This is a genomic window from Cellvibrio sp. ARAG 10.3, assembly GCF_051846955.1.
GTDB lineage: Bacteria > Pseudomonadota > Gammaproteobacteria > Pseudomonadales > Cellvibrionaceae > Cellvibrio.
Genome location: NZ_JBPYCU010000004.1, coordinates 261,881 through 279,004, shown reverse-complemented (window position 1 = coordinate 279,004; position 17,124 = coordinate 261,881). Strand labels below are relative to the sequence as shown.

The window sequence follows — 17,124 nt, the reverse complement described above, 5'->3', positions numbered from 1 at the left end:
CATTTATCCCTTGCCTTTTACAACCTTACCCACAAACTGTTTCCCTTTTCCCTTTTCCCTTTTCCCTTTTCCCTTTTCCCTTTTCCCTTTTCCCTTTTCCCTTTTCCCTTTTCCCTTTTCCCCGCGTTGACCGCTATAATCCCCGGCACGTTTTTCCCCGGAGAGTAGCCACCGCATGAGTTATCAAGTCCTGGCCCGTAAATGGCGTCCTCGCATCTTCCGTGAGATGGTGGGGCAGGAGCATGTGTTGCAGGCATTGATCAATGCGCTGGACCATAATCGTCTACATCATGCGTATTTGTTTACCGGTACCCGCGGGGTAGGTAAGACCACCATCGCGCGAATCCTCGCAAAGTGCCTGAATTGTGAAACGGGCGTGAGTTCTGAACCTTGCGGTCAATGTTCGGCCTGCCGCGAAATCGCAGAAGGTCGCTTTGTAGACCTGATCGAGGTGGACGCGGCCTCCCGCACCAAGGTCGAAGACACCCGCGAACTGCTGGAAAACGTTCAGTACGCGCCAACGCGCGGGCGCTACAAGGTGTATCTGATCGACGAAGTCCATATGCTCTCCAACAGCAGCTTTAACGCGCTGCTGAAGACCCTCGAAGAACCGCCACCCCACGTCAAATTCCTGCTGGCCACCACCGATCCGCAAAAATTGCCGATGACGATCCTGTCGCGCTGTTTGCAGTTCAACCTCAAGAATATGAATCCGGAACGGATCGTCCAGCACTTGAAGTTTGTGCTGGATAAAGAGCTGGTACCTTTTGAGGAGTCGGCGTTGTGGCAATTAGGCCGCTCTGCCGACGGCAGTATGCGTGATGCCATGAGTCTGACAGACCAGGCAATCGCTTATGGTTCCGGCAAGATCACCGAGGCGGAAGTGCGGGCGATGCTCGGCACCATTGACCAGGGTGCCGTGTATGAAATTGTGGATGCGCTGGCCGCGCTGGATGGTCCGGCGGTGTTAGCCGCAGTGGCGCGAATGTCTGAACACGCGCCGGATTATGCCAGTGCGCTGGCCGAGATGCTGTCGGTGCTGCATCGCGTAGCCATAGCCCAGGCCTTGCCGGAAGCGGTGGACAACAGTTATGGCGATCGCGAGCGCATTATGGGGCTTGCGCAAAAGCTGCCATCGGAAGACATCCAGTTGTTTTATCAAACGGCATTATTGGGTCGGCGGGACTTGCCCCTGGCGCCGGACCCGCGCGCCGGGTTTGAGATGGTCCTGTTGCGCATGCTGGCATTTAAACCCCAGGGCGTTCTCGAAGTCCCGACCCAAACCTTGCCATCTGCCAGCCGTGCGCCGACCGCATCCACGCAGCCCGCACCGTCTAGCGCAGCTTCGGTTGCATCAGTTAATCCACCCACGCAACCGAGTCAGCCTGCAGCTGTTGGCCAACCGCCAGCTGAAAAAACGCCGCTGACGGAAGATAAACCGATCCCGCAGGCAGCGCCGGCCCAACGGCCGCCTGAACCAGCACCAGTCCCGTCTGCACCTAGTCAGAACGAGCCGCCGCCTTTTGATGGTCCCTATGACAACGGGGCAGATTACGCGGAGTACCTGCAAACGCCCGCTGAATACGATGACCGAGATTCACCGGCAAAAAAGCCTGAAGCGGCAGTAACGCCGCCCGTCAGTGCGCCGAGCCCGGCGGTTGAAGCAGCGGCGACCATCGCCCCGACCAGTGCCAGTGTGGCAGTACCTGAACCAGTGGTTGCGGCCCCGCCGAAAGCACCGGACAGGCTACCGAATCAGGTGTCCGTGCCGGTAGCTGGCTCCGTACCAAAGCAAGTGCCGAAACAAATAGCGAAAGTGTCTCTGGAGCAGGCAGGTCCGGAAACCTGGCCACAGATTTACCTGGGTTTAGGCGTAACGGGCATCTTGCAAAGTACGGCTGCCAACTGCCAGTTGGTGGACCGCCAGGGTAACCAGTTTCATTTTGTGCTGGATGACACCAACAGCACGCTCTACGATGAAGGGCACCAGCAACGTCTGGCGGACCTGTTGAGTGACTACTTTATCGAGCGGGTAAAGGTGGTAATCCGGCCCGGCCAGGTGACCGCCGAAACACCGGCGGCAATTGCCATCCGCCATCGCCAGGAGCGTCAGGCAGACGCGGTTGCATCTATCAAGAGCGACCCCATTGTTCAACAGTTGATCGAACATTTTGGCGCAACCCTGCGCGAAGACTCCATTACGCCGGTGGGCCAGGGCTGATCGGTAACGCACTATTTTTAATTGAAAACAGAGGTGGTGTATGAAAGGTTTGGGTGACTTGATGAAGCAAGCCCAAGAGATGCAAGGCAAGATGCAGCGGATGCAGGAAGAGCTGGCCAATGCCGAAGTGAAAGGCGAGGCCGGCGCAGGCCTGGTGACCGTGGTGATGACCGGTCGCCACGACGTGAAGCGGGTTTCCATTGACGACAGCCTGCTCAGCGAAGACAAGGAAATGCTGGAAGACCTGCTGGCCGCTGCCGTGAATGATGCCGTACGCAAGGTGGAGGCCCACAGCCGTGAGCATATGCAAAAGATGACTGCCGGCATGGGTATTCCGCCGGATTTCAAGATGCCATTCTGATGCGTTGCGCCCGTTTTTAACTCCTGAGACTGCTCCATGTTCAGCCCCTTAATTGATGAATTGATGTCCTCGCTACGCTGCTTGCCTGGGGTTGGCCCCAAATCCGCACAACGGATGGCGCTGCACTTGCTGGAGCGGGATCGCGAAGGTGCGGAGCGTCTGGCCCACAGCCTGCACAAGGCGGTGGAAGGTGTAGGGCGCTGCCAGCGGTGTCGTATCCTGACTGAACAAACCCTGTGTGGCATTTGCAGTAACAGCCGTCGCGAAGACAGCCTGTTATGTGTAGTGGAAACACCGGCAGATGTGCTGGCCATCGAACAGGCCGGCAGTTACCAGGGCAAGTATTTTGTACTGTTGGGCCACCTGTCGCCTATTGATGGTATCGGTCCGGAAGATATTGGTGTGGACCAGTTGATTCAGTTGCTGCAAAGTGAGCCCATCAAGGAAGTTATCCTCGCCACCAACCCCACCGTAGAGGGTGAGGCCACAGCGTTTTATATCAGCGAACGCGCCAAGAAACTGGGGGTGGTGGTATCGCGCATCGCTCACGGTGTTCCCTTGGGCGGTGAGCTGGAGTTCATTGATGGCGGCACGCTCGCCCATGCATTTTCAAGTCGAAGACACGTTTAATGTTGATTCCCACCGAACCCATCTGGATCGATCAGGATACTGAATTAGCCGATTTGTGCGCACGCTGGCGCCAACAGGCCGCGATTGCGATTGATACCGAATTTATGCGCAGCAGTACCTTTTACCCCATTGCCGGCTTGATTCAGGTCGGTGATGGCAAAGGCTGCTATCTGATTGACCCTCTGGCCATTAGTGATTTTGCGCCCTTGTGCGAGCTGTTGCTCGACGAGGCTGTCACCAAGGTACTGCATTCCTGTTCCGAAGATCTGGAAGTATTTCGCCGCCTGCTCGGTATAGTTCCTTCGCCCCTGTTTGATACCCAGATTGCTGCCGCCTTTGCAGGTTACGGATTTTCCATTGGTTATGCGGGCCTGGTAAAAGCGGTGCTCGATACCGAGGTCCCCAAGGAAGAAACCCGGTCCGATTGGGTGCAGCGACCCCTGAGTACCGCCCAGCTTAAATACGCCGCCCTGGATGTGGCGCATATGCTGATTGTCTACGGCAAACTTCTGCAGGAACTAAAGAGCAGCCAACGGTTGCAATGGGTCAAAGATGACTGTGCGGAATTGGTGATTGCAGCGCGGGCCGCAGAAGATTTCAATGAGGCTTACCAGAAGGTAGGTTTTGCCTGGAAGTTGCGCCCACAAGAACTTGCTGTGCTGAAAGCCTTGAGTATCTGGCGTGAAACCGAGGCCCGTGTACGGGATATCCCGCGTAACCGCCTGATCAAGGAGCCGGCGCTGTGGGAGATGGCGCGCAAGCAACCCCAGGACATGGCAGCGCTTCAGCGTATTCCCGACATTCCCCATCGCACCTTGCAGCATGACGGTGAAACCCTGTTGCAACTGATTCGCCAGACATTACATCTGCCGTCTGAAGCCTGGCCGGCGCGGCTCGATCCGCCGTTGGCGCAGAGAGAAGGGCCGTTGTTGAAGCGCCTGAAAAACCACGTGCGCGAACAGGCCGAACAATTGAATTTACCGCCCGAAGTATTAGTGCGTAAAAAAGAGTACGAAGCCATCGTGCGCTCCGGCATGAAGGGCGGCACCTACACCTTGCCGACCCGTTTACTCGGCTGGCGCCACGGTGTCATCGGCGAAAGTCTGTTAAGGCTCGCCCAAGAGCCGGTTGTACCCACCAGCGAGCCAAGCCTCGAAGAGCCAAGCCATGAAAGTGATCAGTGAAATTTATCGCAGCCCCAAAGAAGAGGGGATGTACCTGTACGTCAACAAAAACGAAGGGTTGAGTCGTGTACCGGAGGCCTTGTTGCAGCGTTTTGGCAAACCCCAGCAGGCGATGGTGCTGGTGCTGACACCAGAGAAAAAGCTGGCCCGTGCTTCCGTCGAAAAAGTCATCGAAAGCCTGCAAACCCAGGGGTATTATTTGCAATTACCGCCGCTCTCGGAAGTAACCGATGAGATGCGCCTGGTACGGTCCTACAACAGCAAGTTGTCAGGTTAAGGTTATGGCAGCACAGGTCTTCTGGCGGGCAAAAACCTTGCAGGAAATGACCCCGGATGAATGGGAGTCGTTATGCGATGGTTGCGGCAAATGCTGTCTGCACAAGCTGGAAGACGAAGACACCGGCGATGTGTTTTACACGCGAGTGGCATGCGAGTATCTGGACCATGATCGGTGCCAGTGCAAGAACTACGCCCATCGCCAGATGCTTGTGCCGGGGTGTGTGGTGCTCACACCGGACTCGGTGAAAGAGACCTACTGGCTGCCGGACACCTGCGCCTACCGGTTGATTGCAGAGGGCCTGCCGCTATTCGATTGGCACCCGCTGGTTTCCGGCGATCCGCAGAGCGTGCACACCGCGGGGATGTCGGTGGCAGGCAAGGTGGTGGCGGAATCTGCCGTCGCCGAAGAGGATCTTGAGGATTATGTTATTCGCTGGGTTTAACCCGCAGAGGAGTCGATTGTGGATGGTTATGGTTTAGCGTGGACGATATACGGTCTGGGGGCAGTGGGTTGTGCCATGGCTGCCTTTTTGTTGTTCCGCCGGTTCGGGCGTGAATGGGCGATTTTCTTCTTTGTGTCGGTGCTGGCCTTGTTGCTGACGCCTTATGCAGTGGATGCCGAACAGATGCTGATGGCGCCGGCGATTTTCTTCATCGTATTTGAAGGTCTGACGGAAGGGCTTGAAGCCGTGATGCCGATCATCATGGTGGTGTCCGGTGTGTGGCTGGCAGGCTTGGTGATATCCCTGTTGGTGCAACTGGTAACTCGACGTTTCTCAAGGGGTTCGGCCGGGCATACTGCATCTGCATCCCGCCAGCGGGAAACCAGTAAACGGGAAACCGTCTACCGGGAAGCGCGGCAGGAAGAAGACCATACCGATGAGGATGACCTGCCGGATCATACTATTCCCCTGCGCGCCGAGCGCTGACCTGACGGGGCCAGTGAGTGCGCAATGCATCACTGGCTTATCCCACTGAATGCCTTGAATTTATCCTCCTTTTGCCAGCAAAGATTGCGAATCATGTGATGGCTGCTATAACTAAGCTGATATCCCCGATTCATCAGGTATTCAGGGCATCAGCCGACTTGGGGCCACATGCTTCAGGTAAATGACTGAAGCCAGTTACGATAAAAACAGGCCCAACATGCGCTTTTTCCCTCGTGTAGTCCTTCTCTTGTTGATCGCCGGCCTCCATTTAGTGGCTCACTCTGCCGATGTAAACCAGCCCCTGCCCGCCGATGTGCGCGTGCTAATTGATATATCCGGCAGCATGAAAAAAACCGACCCGCATAACCTGCGTAAACCGGCGATGGAACTGTTGGTACAACTTATGCCGGACGGCAGCCAGGCAGGTATCTGGACTTTTGGTCAGGCCGTAAACCTGCTGGTGCCCCATCGCCCGGTTGACGACAACTGGATGACTACCGCTGCCAGCAAGACGGCCGGTATTACCTCTGTAGCGCTGTATACCAACATTGGTGAGGCGCTAGAACAAAGCACCTACGACCGCGAAAAGCTGTCCGGGAATTATCGCCACAACATCATCCTGCTGACCGACGGTGTGGTGGACATCAGTCCCGACAGTGATATCAACCAGCGCGAACGGTCGCGCATCCTCAATGAACTTTTGCCAGCGTTGAAAGCAGCGGGTTATGCCATTCATACCATCGCCTTATCCGATGCCGCCGACCAGGAATTAATGCAAGCGCTCTCATTGAGTACCGATGGGGTATTTGCTGTGGCGGATACCGCAGAAGAATTGATGAGCACTTTTCTGCGGATTTTTGATCAGGCGGTACCGGCGGAACGTCTACCCCTGGAAGGCAACAGGTTTTTGGTGGATGACAGTGTAAAGGAGTTCACCGCACTGGTATTCCGCAAAGCCGGCGCAGCATCGACAGTCCTGACCTCACCGGCAGGTGTTGCCTACACCGCAAGCAATACCAAAGACCAGGTCAACTGGTTCAGTACAGCCAATTATGATCTGGTGACCGTACAACAACCGGCCGCTGGCGAATGGCTGCTGAAAGCTGACATTGATCCCGATAATAGAGTCACGGTAGTTAGCGATCTGCAATTGCAGGTAGCCCCCCTGATGAACAATTTGTTGGTAGGCCAACCACTCGAATTACAATTTTTCTTTCAGGAAGAAAAGCAGCGTGTAACCAGTGCGGAGTTCCTGGGGTTGTTGACGATGCAGGCCCAGATCAAACGACATCACGATGAACAACAATGGCAAATTCCCCTGGGCAAACGGCAGCCTCCTATCGATGGTGTTTACCAGCATGCCCTGACAACCTTTGATGAGGCCGGTGATTATGTTGTGCGTGTGCTCATCGATGGAAAAACATTTCAACGCGAATTCAAACACCATGTATCGGTGATTTCACCTTTTACGGTAACCCTTGATAAGGTCATTGAAGATCAGCAGCTTTATTATCGTGTCGATGTATCGCCCGATAAGCAGTTTGTTGATGTTGCCAACACGCGCATTGATGCGGCAATAAAAAATTCCGCCGGGCTTCATGAAATCCAACCCTTATCTATAACCGATCAACAACACTGGCAAGTACGTGTAACGCCAACGACGGAAGCCAATTACAGTATTGAATTGACAGTATCCGGTAAGCGCAACAGCGGCGCACCTTTTACCGAAGTATTACCGGCGCAATATTTTTCCTATCCGCAGGCCGGTGATCCGGTTAATCCGGTGAATGTTGATGAAGAGCAGCCAGCAGCGCCCGAGCCGGTAGCAGAAGTGTCGGAGGAGCCCAAAGCTGAACCGCAACCAGAGCCGGTTGCGGATCCAGTACCTTCAGTTGGTATCAGTAAATGGATGCTTTATTCAGGTATCGCCCTGGCGAATTTGCTAGTGTTTGGTTTGGCATATTTTGCCTATCGCATGATCGTCAGCGGCAAAGCAAGCGAAGAGCTGGAGGAAACAGAAGATGCGAAAGTATCGGATAATCCCTCCGCCTCTGCTGAAAAGTTAGCGATGCAAGAAGTGGGGCAAACGCAGGCAATAGACGTTTCCGCCGATGACCCGGCTGCACATATCGCTATAGATGCTAATGGGAAAGGGGATGCGGATTTATTTCTGGATCTTGGTGATCTGGAAGATAACCCCGGTGATACGGATAAAGATAAATAAGTCTGCGATTGTGTTTGTCTCATGAATCAGATCGGCTACTCCTCACCTGTATCGGCATGGTATCGATTGGAAAAACCCTTACCCGTGCAGTATCCGATTATTAATCGTTTTTATAAACAATGCGGGTATCGGGTAAATTGTGGGCGTCTGGAACAGGTGTACAGTTTGCGCGACGTGCATTCATTGGAACTGCATGCTGCTGTGAGATTTTTACCGCAAGAGAATTATTGGCTGTTGCGTAATCTGTGTGTTGTAACGCACCGTCGGGGACAGGGCTTAGCGCGTTTACTTTTGGGGCAAATCCTGCAGCTGACATGGCAACCTGAAACCGCAGTAGGGTGTTATTGTTTCTCGTTGGGATATCTGCAAACATTTTATGAGTCGGTGGGTTTTCAAGTGATGCTACCGGAACAAATACCGGCAGCTATTGCCGAAAGCTATCAACGCTATAGTCAACATCAACCGCATTTGGTCCTGATGGGGTTGGTCGGGCGGTTGAATTTTTCCTGACGAGCCCCATAGATAAAAACAGCGCCATTTCTTAATTAAGCAACCAAAGTTATATTCAACACGATTCACAAAGGAGTCTGCCATGAAGATTGATATTGGTATCAAGAAAAGTGACCGGGAAGATATTGCAGAGGGTCTGTCCAGATTATTGGCTGATACCTACACCCTCTATTTGAAAACCCACAATTTCCACTGGAATGTGACTGGCCCCATGTTCCAAACCCTGCATCTGATGTTCGAAACCCAATACACTGAATTAGCGCTAGCCGTTGATGCTATCGCAGAACGAATTCGCTCTATCGGTTTCCCAGCACCCGGTACTTACAAGCAATACGTTGAACTCAGCTCTATCAAAGAAGATGAGGGTATTCCCAAGGCAGAAGACATGATCCGCCTGCTGGTGGAAGGTCAGGAAGCGGTAGTGCGGACGGCTCGCTCGCTGTTTCCCGTCGTAGAAAAAGCCAATGATGAGGCAACGGCAGACCTGCTTACCCAGCGTATACAGTTACATGAAAAGACTGCCTGGATGTTGCGCAGCCTGCTTGAATAACAGCACGCTCCGCACATAATCCCTAAGAAGCCCGGCCAATTGGCCGGGCTTCTTTATTTGGTATCATAGCGGCCATTCGAATGAGGTCGGTTTGTTATGGCAGTTGAGTGGTCAGCATTAAAGCAATACCTGGATGGCGTGATGACGCGCGATAACCATCGTTTGGGACGCCGTTTACAGGATATTGAAAAACTCGCGCGCAGTGAAAAAGACTACTTGCCCCAATTACAAAAATGGGAACAGCAGGTATTGGCATCGCATGCACTGGTGAAGCAGCGCGAGGAATCTGCCGCTGCACCAATACACTTTCCTGATCTGCCGGTGTGTGAAAAACGCGACGATATTGCTGCGCTGATCGCTGCTCATCAGGTTGTGGTGTTAGCCGGTGAAACGGGCTCCGGTAAAACCACACAAATTCCCAAAATTTGTCTGGCTCTGGGGCGCGGTATCAAAGGCATGATCGGCCACACCCAGCCGCGCCGTATCGCGGCCCATACGGTTGCCTCGCGTATTGCAGAAGAGCTGCAATCCCGGCTGGGTGAAAAGGTCGGTTATCAAGTCAGGTTCAGCGATCAGTCCAACGACCAGACGTTGATCAAGGTCATGACAGACGGGATCCTGCTGGCCGAGATCCAGCATGATCGTTTTCTTTCCCGCTATGACACCCTGATTATTGATGAGGCGCACGAGCGCAGCCTCAACATCGATTTCCTGCTCGGTTACCTCAAACAGTTGTTGCCGCGTCGTCCGGATTTAAAAGTCATTATTACCTCGGCTACTATTGATGTGCAGCGTTTTGCCAAACATTTTAACGATGCGCCAGTGATTGAAGTTTCGGGGCGTACCTACCCGGTGGATGTCTGGTATCGCCCGCCCTTCGATTCAGCAAGTGAAGAGGGTGAAGGTAGCGAGCGGGATGATGATCAATACCAGCAGATCATCGACAGCATTCGCGAAATTGAACAACATGAAAAACACCATGGCAAACGCGGTGGCGACATCCTGATATTTATGAGTGGCGAGCGCGATATCCGCGAAGCAGCCAATGCGATTCGCAAAGCCCAATTTAACCATCTGGAAGTTATTCCGTTTTACGCACGCCTGAGTCTTGCCGAGCAACAAAAAGTATTTGCACCGCACACCGGGCGGCGCATTGTGCTGGCCACCAATGTTGCGGAAACCTCTATCACGGTACCCGGCATTCGCTACGTGATTGATCCGGGTTTTGCGCGAATCAGTCGTTACAGTTATCGCACCAAGGTGCAGCGTTTGCCGATTGAACCTATCTCCCGGGCCAGCGCAAATCAGCGTAAAGGGCGTTGCGGGCGCGTCAGCGAAGGTATTTGTATTCGTTTATACAGCGAAGAGGATTTTTTATCGCGGCCTGAGTTTACTGACGCCGAGATCCTGCGCACCAACCTCGCTGCGGTTATCTTGCAGATGCTGCAACTGCGCATGGGGGATATTCACAAGTTCCCGTTTATCGACAGCCCGGACCACCGCTTGATCAGTGATGGTTTTAAATTGCTGGAAGAACTGCAGGCGGTCGACAGCAAAAACCAGTTAACAACCATAGGTCAGCAGCTAACACAGCTTCCTGTCGATCCGCGTTTCGGGCGGATGCTGATAGCGGCCCAGGCCTTCGGCTGTGTGCGGGAAGTGCTGATTATTATCAGTGCGCTCTCGGTGCAGGACCCGCGCGAACGCCCGGCAGAAAAACAACAGGCTGCTGATCAATCCCATCGTCGTTTTTGGGTAGAAAATTCTGACTTCCTTGCTTACGTTAATTTGTGGAATTATTTCGAAAACTTGCGACAAACCCTGTCGCAGAATCAATGGCGCAAACAAAGTAAAAAGGAATTTTTGTCTTATCTGCGGTTGCGCGAGTGGCGAGATATTCACCACCAATTGCGTTTGACCCTAAAACCGCTCAATCTGAAAGAGAATACCGAACCAGCCAATTACGAAGCGGTGCACCGCGCCTTGCTGACGGGGTTGTTGGGAAATCTTGGCTATAACGCCGAGGAACGCGAATACGCCGGAGCGCGTAATCGAAAATTTGCGATCTTCCCCGGCTCGTCGCTCGTGCGCAAAACGCCCAAATGGATAATGGCCGCTGAATTGCTGGAAACATCGCGCTTGTATGCCCACACAGTCGCCAAAGTCGAACCGGAATGGGCGTTGGATGCAGCCGAACATTTGGTCAAACGGCATTATTTCGAACCCCATTACGACAGCCGCAGTGGCCAGGTCATGGCTTATGAAAAAGTCAGTCTGTATGGTTTGGTGTTGATCGAGAAGCGCAGCGTGAGTTACAGCCGCATTGATGCGGCGCAGTGTCGCGAGGTATTTATTCGTGCGGCCTTGGTGGAAGGGCAATACAACGATCATCCCAAGCGCCGGCAACAGCAACGCCATAAACCGCTGGATGATTTCTTTACGCATCAACAAGCTTTGCTGAAAGAATTGGATGAGCTGGAATCCAAAGCGCGGCGTCGGGATATTCTAGCCGATGAGCAAGTGTTATTTGATTTTTACGACCAACGCCTGCCCCGACACGTTATTAATGTTGCCGGCTTCGAATCCTGGCGAAAAAAAGCAGAGCAGGACAACCCGCGTTTGTTGTATATCGACCGTGAACGCTTGATGCGGCACAGCGCGGGCGATGTGACCGAAGCGCAGTTTCCCAATGAACTGGAATGGCGCGGTATGGTTTTTCCGGTGACCTACCATTTTGAACCGGGCCATCCGGACGACGGTGTCAGTGTGCATGTTCCGGTGAGCCTGCTGCATCAGGTTCCGGAACATCGGCTGGAATGGTTGGTGCCGGGTATGTTGCGCGATAAATGCATCAATCTGGTGAAGGGTCTACCCAAAGCCTTACGCAAACATTTTGTGCCGGTACCGGATGTGGTGGATAAAGCGCTGGCAGCGCTGGCCCCGGACAATAAGCCATTAAGTGAGGCGCTTGCGCTGCAATTGAAACGTCAAACGGCGGTAGATGTTCCGGCGGATGCCTGGCAACCGGAGCAGTTGGATAATTTTTATCGCTTTAATATCAAGGTGATGGATGATCGTGGTAAGTGCATTGCGAGTGGTCGTCAGCTTACAAGCTTACGCGAGCGCTATCGCGAACAGGTGCAACAAAATATTCAATCTGCCGCAACCGATATTGAGCGTGACAACATCCTGGCCTGGGACTTTGATGCCTTGCCCCAGAGCGTACAACTACAGCGCGCCGGCATCAGTATTCGCGCGTATCCGGCGGTGGTCGACAAACACCAGTCTGTAGCTCTGCAAGTACTGGACAATCCACAGCAAGCCTTGCATCTGACCCAGCGCGGTATATCGCGTTTATATGTGCTTGAAGCGGTGCAGACGGTTAAATATCTACAAAAAGAATTACTGAAAGGGCAGGAATTAGCCTTGTCGGTGGCGGGCATTGGTAACCGTGAGCAAGTGGTTGATGACATCCTGATGGCCAGCTTTTGTCAGTTATGCGTGCCGGATCAGCACGACTTGCCGCGCGACCGCAACGCCTTTGATGGTCGCCTGAACGCAGTTCGCGAACAACTTGTCAGCCATGCACAGGAAAATGCCGCAACCCTGTTGGCCAGTTTAAAGCTCCTGGTCGAGGTGCGTAAGCAATTGAAACAACACAAAAATGCTCTGGCTTTAGCCTTTACCCTGAGTGATATCCAGCAACAATTGCAACAGCTGTTCTATCCCGGGCTTATGTACAACACCCCGCGGGAATGGCTGGAACAATATCCCCGGTACCTGCGCGCTATTCTGGCGCGTCTGGAAAAAGCGCTCTTGAATCCACAGAAGGATCGCTTGGCTATCACGGAGATCCAGACAGCCTGGCAGCGGTTGAATGACTTTCTTATCAAAGAAGGTGCCTTTCAGTTGGCGCAAAAGTCTTCTTTGCAAACCTATCGATGGTGGATTGAAGAACTGCGGGTGTCACTCTTCGCCCAGACGCTCAAAACCCAGGTGCCCATCTCAAGTAAACGACTGGATAAACAGTGGCAACTGGTCCTCGAACAGCATTAACAAAATTTAATGTAACGAAGCGCAGAGTCGCGCATCTATAGCCCATCAAGAACGTATAGTTATTTGTGTGACGAATGATCTTGATTTTACCGTCAGGCAACTGGTGCCGCGTGTTTTGCTGTGCTAGGTTTGGCTGGCTATTTCATCCTTTAACGTTAAAACGGAGTCTTTGATATGAATAAGAAAACTGTGTCCCCGCTGGCTGCTGCTCTGGGTGTGGCTTTCATGGCTTCTGCGACGCTCGCGCCTATGGCTTCTGCGGTAGAAAATCCCTTTGCTGCTGAAACCTTGACTGCTGGCTACAACCTGGCAGAAAAAGATGCTGAAGGCAAATGTGGTGAAGGAAAGTGTGGCGAAGGTAAATGCGGTGAAGGCAAGTGCGGTGGCGAGAAAGCTGAAGGTGAAGGAAAGTGCGGCGAAGGGAAATGTGGGGATAAAAAATCCGAAGGTGAAGGCAAATGTGGCGAAGGTAAGTGCGGTAGCCACTAATCCTTATCTGGTGCAGTGATGACCATTACACCGGTACACGGCGCAGGTTTGGGCTTGCGCCGTAACTTGTTAAGCAGCTTACGGGAAACCACCACGGCCGAAATTCAATTTATGGAGGTTGCTCCGGAAAACTGGATTAATGTGGGTGGACGTTTCGGTAAGCAATTCCGCGCTTACACCGAGCGCTTTCCATTTGTTTGCCACGGCTTGTCCCTGTCGATCGGTTCCCCGGCGCCCCTCAACCTAGAACTGCTCCATGCAGTCAAAGACTTCCTGCGTGTGCACGACATCCGCTACTACAGTGAGCATCTCAGTTACTGTAGCGACGATGGCCAACTTTATGATTTATTGCCGATCCCGTTTACGGAAGAGGCGGTGCATTATGTTGCCGGTCGGATTCGCCAGGCCCAGGATATCCTTGAACAACGTATCGCTATTGAAAATGCCTCCTATTATTGCGCGCCGCAACAGGAGATGAGCGAAAGCGAGTTTATCAATGCGGTAATCAACGAAGCGGATTGCGATTTACTGCTGGACGTTAACAACGTCTACGTCAACAGCATCAACCATCGTTACGATCCTCTGGAATTTCTTAAAGCCTTGCCCGGTGAGCGCACGGCCTACATGCATATCGCGGGACACTTTCACGAGGCGGAAGACCTGCGGGTTGATACACACGGTGCACCGGTAATTCCTTCTGTTTGGGCGTTACTGGAACGTGCCTATCAGCTCTTTGGTGTTAAACCCACCTTGCTGGAGCGGGATTTTAATATTCCTCCCCTGACAGAGTTGTTGGATGAGGTCAAGCAGATTCAACGGCTGCAAGCGCAATGTGATACTGCTAATACCGCCCGACCCAAAGCAATCGGTGGTTGACACATGGATTCGTTCCAGTACACCCAATACCAGTTCACTCGACACCTGCGCGACCCGCAGCGTCACCCCGCGCCGACAGCCATTGAAGATCGGCGCATGGGGATTTATCGCGACCTGATCTACAACAACATTGAAGGATTTATCAGCGGTGCCTTTCCAATCCTCCGCAGCCTGATGGCGGATGATGCCTGGCACACCATGGTGCGGGAATTTGTGGCGACTCACCAATGCCAGACACCTTATTTCCTGGAAATCAGCCAGGAGTTTTTGCATTACCTGATGCATGAACGCGGCACGCGCGCCGATGATTTGCCCTTCATATTGGAGCTGGCCCATTACGAATGGGTTGAACTGGCCCTGGACGTGGCAACGGAGACGCTGCCAACATTTGAAGACCATGGGCTGTCGGTGCTGGATGGCAACCTCCAGATTTCACCGTTGGTGTGGTGTTTGTCCTACCAGTTTCCTGTGCATCGCATCGGCCCGAATTATCAACCCGCCGAACCGCCGGCTGAGCCCAGTTTCCTGGTGGTATATCGCAATCGCGCGGATGCTGTGAAATTTCTTGAAGCCAATGCCGTTACCATCCGTTTGTTGCAACTATTGCAAGAAGAAAGCGGATTAACGGGCAGGGCAGCACTGCAACGCATTGCTGCCGAATTGCAGCACCCTGATCCAGCAGCGCTGGAGCGGGGCGGCAAGCAGTTACTTGAAAATCTGGTGGTTCAGGAGATCATCGCAGCGGTGTTGCCACCGGTCGAGGCAACACATCAAATTTAATTGCTGGTTTTGGGTGGTGAGATATTGGTTTTGAGCCAGTATTGGCTGATTTGCTGGAGCAGGTCAGAGAACGCCGCAAAGTCGACGGGTTTTTGCAGATAACTGTTTACCCCCCGGTTATACCCTTCCAGGATATCTGAGGTCTCATCGGAGGTGGTGAGGATCACCACCGGTGTGTGTTCATAGCAGGGGTGCTCGCGCAGGCGTTGTAATACGGTGAGTCCATTGATACCAGGTAATTTGATATCCAGCAAAATGAGATCCGGATTGCGTGAGGGACAACGCCCTTCGTGTTTGCCGGTCGCAAATAAAAACTCCAACGCATCTTCTCCCGAGTGTACGACTTGAATGTCGTAACTGCGGTCATTCTTGGCAAACCCCATTAGAGCCAGCTCGGCTTCGTCAGGATTGTCCTCCACTAACAATATTGTTTCCGTGCCCACTTTCTTTGTTCCTTGACCATAAGGTGAAATAAAACGTTGCGCCTTCTCCCGGTGTTGATTGTGCCCATATGCGGCCACCGTGGCGAGCAATAATCCGTTGGACCGTCGCAAGACCTATGCCCACACCATCAAATTCTTCAGCTTTGTGTAAGCGATTGAAGGGACTGAACAAGCGGTCAGCGTAAGCCATATCGAAGCCTACACCATTATCAGAAATATAATAGACGGTTTCTTCATTAAGTAATGTTATCCCGAATACAATTTTTGCATTTTTCTGATGGCGGGAATATTTCCACGCATTGTCTAATAAATTATTGATCAATACATCAAAAAAACGTTTATCGACATCAGCATAAATATCTGGCTCCGAAATCAACGTAATTTGTCGCTGCGGCTCGCGCTCCTGAATACGATTAAAAATCTCGTTTACTTGCTCAGTAATATTTACACGCTGCACCACCATTTCACCCTGAGTGGCGCGTGATAAACGTAAAAAGCTGTCGATCATCTCCGCCATTTCACGAGTGCCGACCTCAATGCGCGATAAATAATGGCGGCCTTTTTCCTCAAGGCGATCTTCATATTCTTCACACAGAATTCGGCGGAAACCTTCAATGCGGCGAAGTGGGGCGCGTAAATCATGGGAAACTGAATAGCAGAATGTACCTAATTCCTTATTAGCCGCTTCGAGTTCTGCTGTGCGTTGGCGCACACGTTGTTCCAGCACAGCATTTAAACGATTGACTTCCTCTTCAGCTTTACGCCGCGCAATATTATCTTCAGCCAAACGTTTATTTGTGTCGCGTAAGTTTTCATAAGCCTGATGCAAGTCTTGTGACAGATGGTTGAATGCTTTAACCACTAAATCCAGCTCGTCCTCTCGGGAGGAGGGTTTGCGGTGCAGTGCCAGCTTTTGAGGCTCTTTTTCCACATCAAAACTGCGCAGGAAATTAGCGATAGTGGTCAGGTGATGAGTCACCAGGTAGTAAAAAATATACAAGGTAAATAAAGACACCAGAAAAGTTTTGATGCCCTGACTCAGCAGGATCACAATCGCCTTGTCCCACAGGCGTTGATACACCTCGTTCAAGGACACCTGGATGGTCAGCATGCCGATCTCACGTGTCTCGCCCGAGACATTGTGAAGAATAGGGTAATTGCGCACGATAATATTGCGTGTACTTTTCTCGCCGCGAATCAGGTGCAGGGGTTTGGAAAACTCTTCGTTGCGTTCACGGATTTCTACCGCCTTGATATCGGGCAAATGTTTTATCCCGTCCAGTTGAAGTTCCAGCTGCTTGATATCCAGATTCCACAAGCTTGCACTGATACTGCCGATATAGCCGCCCTCAATTTCATTCAGGCGGCTGTTGATAATGTCCAAATCGCGCTGGTAATCGGTATAGAGCTGCAAACTGGTGGCGAGTAAGGTAACGCAAGAACTGAAGATAATGATGTAAAGGAGCAAATGCCGGGCAATGCCATAATTTTTTACTGCATAGAAAATATCGCGCAATGAATGTCCGGCAGAAGGTGCTGTCGCGGCAGCGTCGGGTGGATTTGGTTTGATCGGTTCGTTGGCGTTCATCAGG

Annotated in this window: 16 protein-coding genes; 14 read left to right on the top strand and 2 right to left on the bottom strand. The window is 52.5% G+C overall.

The genetic code is table 11. The features are described 5' to 3' along the window. Nucleotides 1–175: 175 nt before the first annotated feature. From dnaX to ACSV5M_RS07550, 14 genes are all read left to right on the top strand, one after another. The gene (dnaX, locus tag ACSV5M_RS07615) at nucleotides 176–2,221 is read left to right on the top strand and encodes a DNA polymerase III subunit gamma/tau (RefSeq protein ID WP_439175131.1); all 2,046 of its coding nucleotides are present in this window, start codon (nucleotides 176–178) and stop codon (nucleotides 2,219–2,221) included. Nucleotides 2,222–2,261: 40 nt separating this feature from the next. Continuing rightward, on the top strand, nucleotides 2,262–2,582 hold the full coding sequence (locus ACSV5M_RS07610) for a YbaB/EbfC family nucleoid-associated protein (RefSeq protein WP_439175130.1): 321 nt from the start codon (nucleotides 2,262–2,264) through the stop codon (nucleotides 2,580–2,582). A gap of 36 nt (nucleotides 2,583–2,618) precedes the next feature. Beyond that, nucleotides 2,619–3,212: a recombination mediator RecR gene (gene recR, locus ACSV5M_RS07605; protein ID WP_439175129.1), complete on the top strand. Its 594-nt coding sequence runs from the start codon at nucleotides 2,619–2,621 to the stop codon at nucleotides 3,210–3,212. Continuing rightward, on the top strand, nucleotides 3,212–4,396 hold the full coding sequence (gene rnd, locus ACSV5M_RS07600) for a ribonuclease D (RefSeq protein ID WP_439175128.1): 1,185 nt from the start codon (nucleotides 3,212–3,214) through the stop codon (nucleotides 4,394–4,396). The genes recR and rnd overlap by 1 nt, the downstream gene beginning before the upstream one ends. Next, nucleotides 4,380–4,673: a YcgL domain-containing protein gene (locus ACSV5M_RS07595; protein ID WP_439175127.1), complete on the top strand. Its 294-nt coding sequence runs from the start codon at nucleotides 4,380–4,382 to the stop codon at nucleotides 4,671–4,673. Before rnd ends, ACSV5M_RS07595 begins: the two co-directional genes overlap by 17 nt. Nucleotides 4,674–4,677: 4 nt before the next feature. Then, on the top strand, nucleotides 4,678–5,118 hold the full coding sequence (locus ACSV5M_RS07590; protein WP_439175126.1) for a YcgN family cysteine cluster protein: 441 nt from the start codon (nucleotides 4,678–4,680) through the stop codon (nucleotides 5,116–5,118). A gap of 18 nt (nucleotides 5,119–5,136) precedes the next feature. Further along, entirely contained in the window at nucleotides 5,137–5,604 is a 468-nt protein-coding gene (locus ACSV5M_RS07585; RefSeq protein ID WP_439175125.1) for a hypothetical protein, read from the top strand. 181 nt (nucleotides 5,605–5,785) lie between these two features. Beyond that, nucleotides 5,786–7,828: a VWA domain-containing protein gene (locus ACSV5M_RS07580; protein ID WP_439175124.1), complete on the top strand. Its 2,043-nt coding sequence runs from the start codon at nucleotides 5,786–5,788 to the stop codon at nucleotides 7,826–7,828. Between the two features lie 21 nt (nucleotides 7,829–7,849). Continuing rightward, entirely contained in the window at nucleotides 7,850–8,338 is a 489-nt protein-coding gene (locus tag ACSV5M_RS07575) for a hypothetical protein (protein WP_439175122.1), read from the top strand. Nucleotides 8,339–8,420: 82 nt separating this feature from the next. Then, nucleotides 8,421–8,888, top strand: coding sequence for a Dps family protein (locus ACSV5M_RS07570; protein WP_439175120.1), 468 nt, complete (start codon nucleotides 8,421–8,423; stop codon nucleotides 8,886–8,888). Between the two features lie 96 nt (nucleotides 8,889–8,984). Then, entirely contained in the window at nucleotides 8,985–12,944 is a 3,960-nt protein-coding gene (gene hrpA, locus ACSV5M_RS07565) for an ATP-dependent RNA helicase HrpA (protein ID WP_439175118.1), read from the top strand. 174 nt (nucleotides 12,945–13,118) lie between these two features. Next, nucleotides 13,119–13,433: an HvfA family oxazolone/thioamide-modified RiPP metallophore gene (locus tag ACSV5M_RS07560; RefSeq protein ID WP_439175115.1), complete on the top strand. Its 315-nt coding sequence runs from the start codon at nucleotides 13,119–13,121 to the stop codon at nucleotides 13,431–13,433. 18 nt (nucleotides 13,434–13,451) lie between these two features. Continuing rightward, nucleotides 13,452–14,309 carry an HvfB family MNIO-type RiPP peptide maturase gene (locus ACSV5M_RS07555; protein ID WP_439175114.1) on the top strand — a complete coding sequence of 286 codons (858 nt, stop codon included), beginning with the start codon at nucleotides 13,452–13,454 and terminating at the stop codon, nucleotides 14,307–14,309. Between the two features lie 3 nt (nucleotides 14,310–14,312). Then, a complete protein-coding gene (locus tag ACSV5M_RS07550) occupies nucleotides 14,313–15,089 on the top strand; it encodes an HvfC family RiPP maturation protein (protein ID WP_439175112.1) in 777 nt (258 codons plus the stop codon). Here ACSV5M_RS07550 and ACSV5M_RS07545 read toward each other — a convergent pair. Next, nucleotides 15,086–15,532 (bottom strand): response regulator, encoded by a 447-nt coding sequence (locus tag ACSV5M_RS07545; RefSeq protein WP_439175109.1) that lies wholly within the window; start codon nucleotides 15,530–15,532, stop codon nucleotides 15,086–15,088. The genes ACSV5M_RS07550 and ACSV5M_RS07545 overlap by 4 nt on opposite strands. Further along, nucleotides 15,492–17,120 (bottom strand): sensor histidine kinase, encoded by a 1,629-nt coding sequence (locus ACSV5M_RS07540; protein WP_439175107.1) that lies wholly within the window; start codon nucleotides 17,118–17,120, stop codon nucleotides 15,492–15,494. The genes ACSV5M_RS07545 and ACSV5M_RS07540 overlap by 41 nt, the downstream gene beginning before the upstream one ends. Between the last annotated feature and the right edge of the window lie 4 nt (nucleotides 17,121–17,124).

What these genes read in the sequence shown, in the direction of transcription:
- dnaX (WP_439175131.1), top strand. Translation starts at nt 176, where the DNA reads ATGAGTTATCAAGTCCTGGCCCGTAAATGGCGTCCTCGCATCTTCCGT.
- ACSV5M_RS07610 (WP_439175130.1), top strand. Translation starts at nt 2,262, where the DNA reads ATGAAAGGTTTGGGTGACTTGATGAAGCAAGCCCAAGAGATGCAAGGC.
- recR (WP_439175129.1), top strand. Translation starts at nt 2,619, where the DNA reads ATGTTCAGCCCCTTAATTGATGAATTGATGTCCTCGCTACGCTGCTTG.
- rnd (WP_439175128.1), top strand. Translation starts at nt 3,212, where the DNA reads ATGTTGATTCCCACCGAACCCATCTGGATCGATCAGGATACTGAATTA.
- ACSV5M_RS07595 (WP_439175127.1), top strand. Translation starts at nt 4,380, where the DNA reads ATGAAAGTGATCAGTGAAATTTATCGCAGCCCCAAAGAAGAGGGGATG.
- ACSV5M_RS07590 (WP_439175126.1), top strand. Translation starts at nt 4,678, where the DNA reads ATGGCAGCACAGGTCTTCTGGCGGGCAAAAACCTTGCAGGAAATGACC.
- ACSV5M_RS07580 (WP_439175124.1), top strand. Translation starts at nt 5,786, where the DNA reads ATGACTGAAGCCAGTTACGATAAAAACAGGCCCAACATGCGCTTTTTC.
- ACSV5M_RS07575 (WP_439175122.1), top strand. Translation starts at nt 7,850, where the DNA reads ATGAATCAGATCGGCTACTCCTCACCTGTATCGGCATGGTATCGATTG.
- ACSV5M_RS07570 (WP_439175120.1), top strand. Translation starts at nt 8,421, where the DNA reads ATGAAGATTGATATTGGTATCAAGAAAAGTGACCGGGAAGATATTGCA.
- hrpA (WP_439175118.1), top strand. Translation starts at nt 8,985, where the DNA reads ATGGCAGTTGAGTGGTCAGCATTAAAGCAATACCTGGATGGCGTGATG.
- ACSV5M_RS07560 (WP_439175115.1), top strand. Translation starts at nt 13,119, where the DNA reads ATGAATAAGAAAACTGTGTCCCCGCTGGCTGCTGCTCTGGGTGTGGCT.
- ACSV5M_RS07555 (WP_439175114.1), top strand. Translation starts at nt 13,452, where the DNA reads ATGACCATTACACCGGTACACGGCGCAGGTTTGGGCTTGCGCCGTAAC.
- ACSV5M_RS07550 (WP_439175112.1), top strand. Translation starts at nt 14,313, where the DNA reads ATGGATTCGTTCCAGTACACCCAATACCAGTTCACTCGACACCTGCGC.
- ACSV5M_RS07540 (WP_439175107.1), bottom strand. Translation starts at nt 17,120, where the DNA reads ATGAACGCCAACGAACCGATCAAACCAAATCCACCCGACGCTGCCGCG.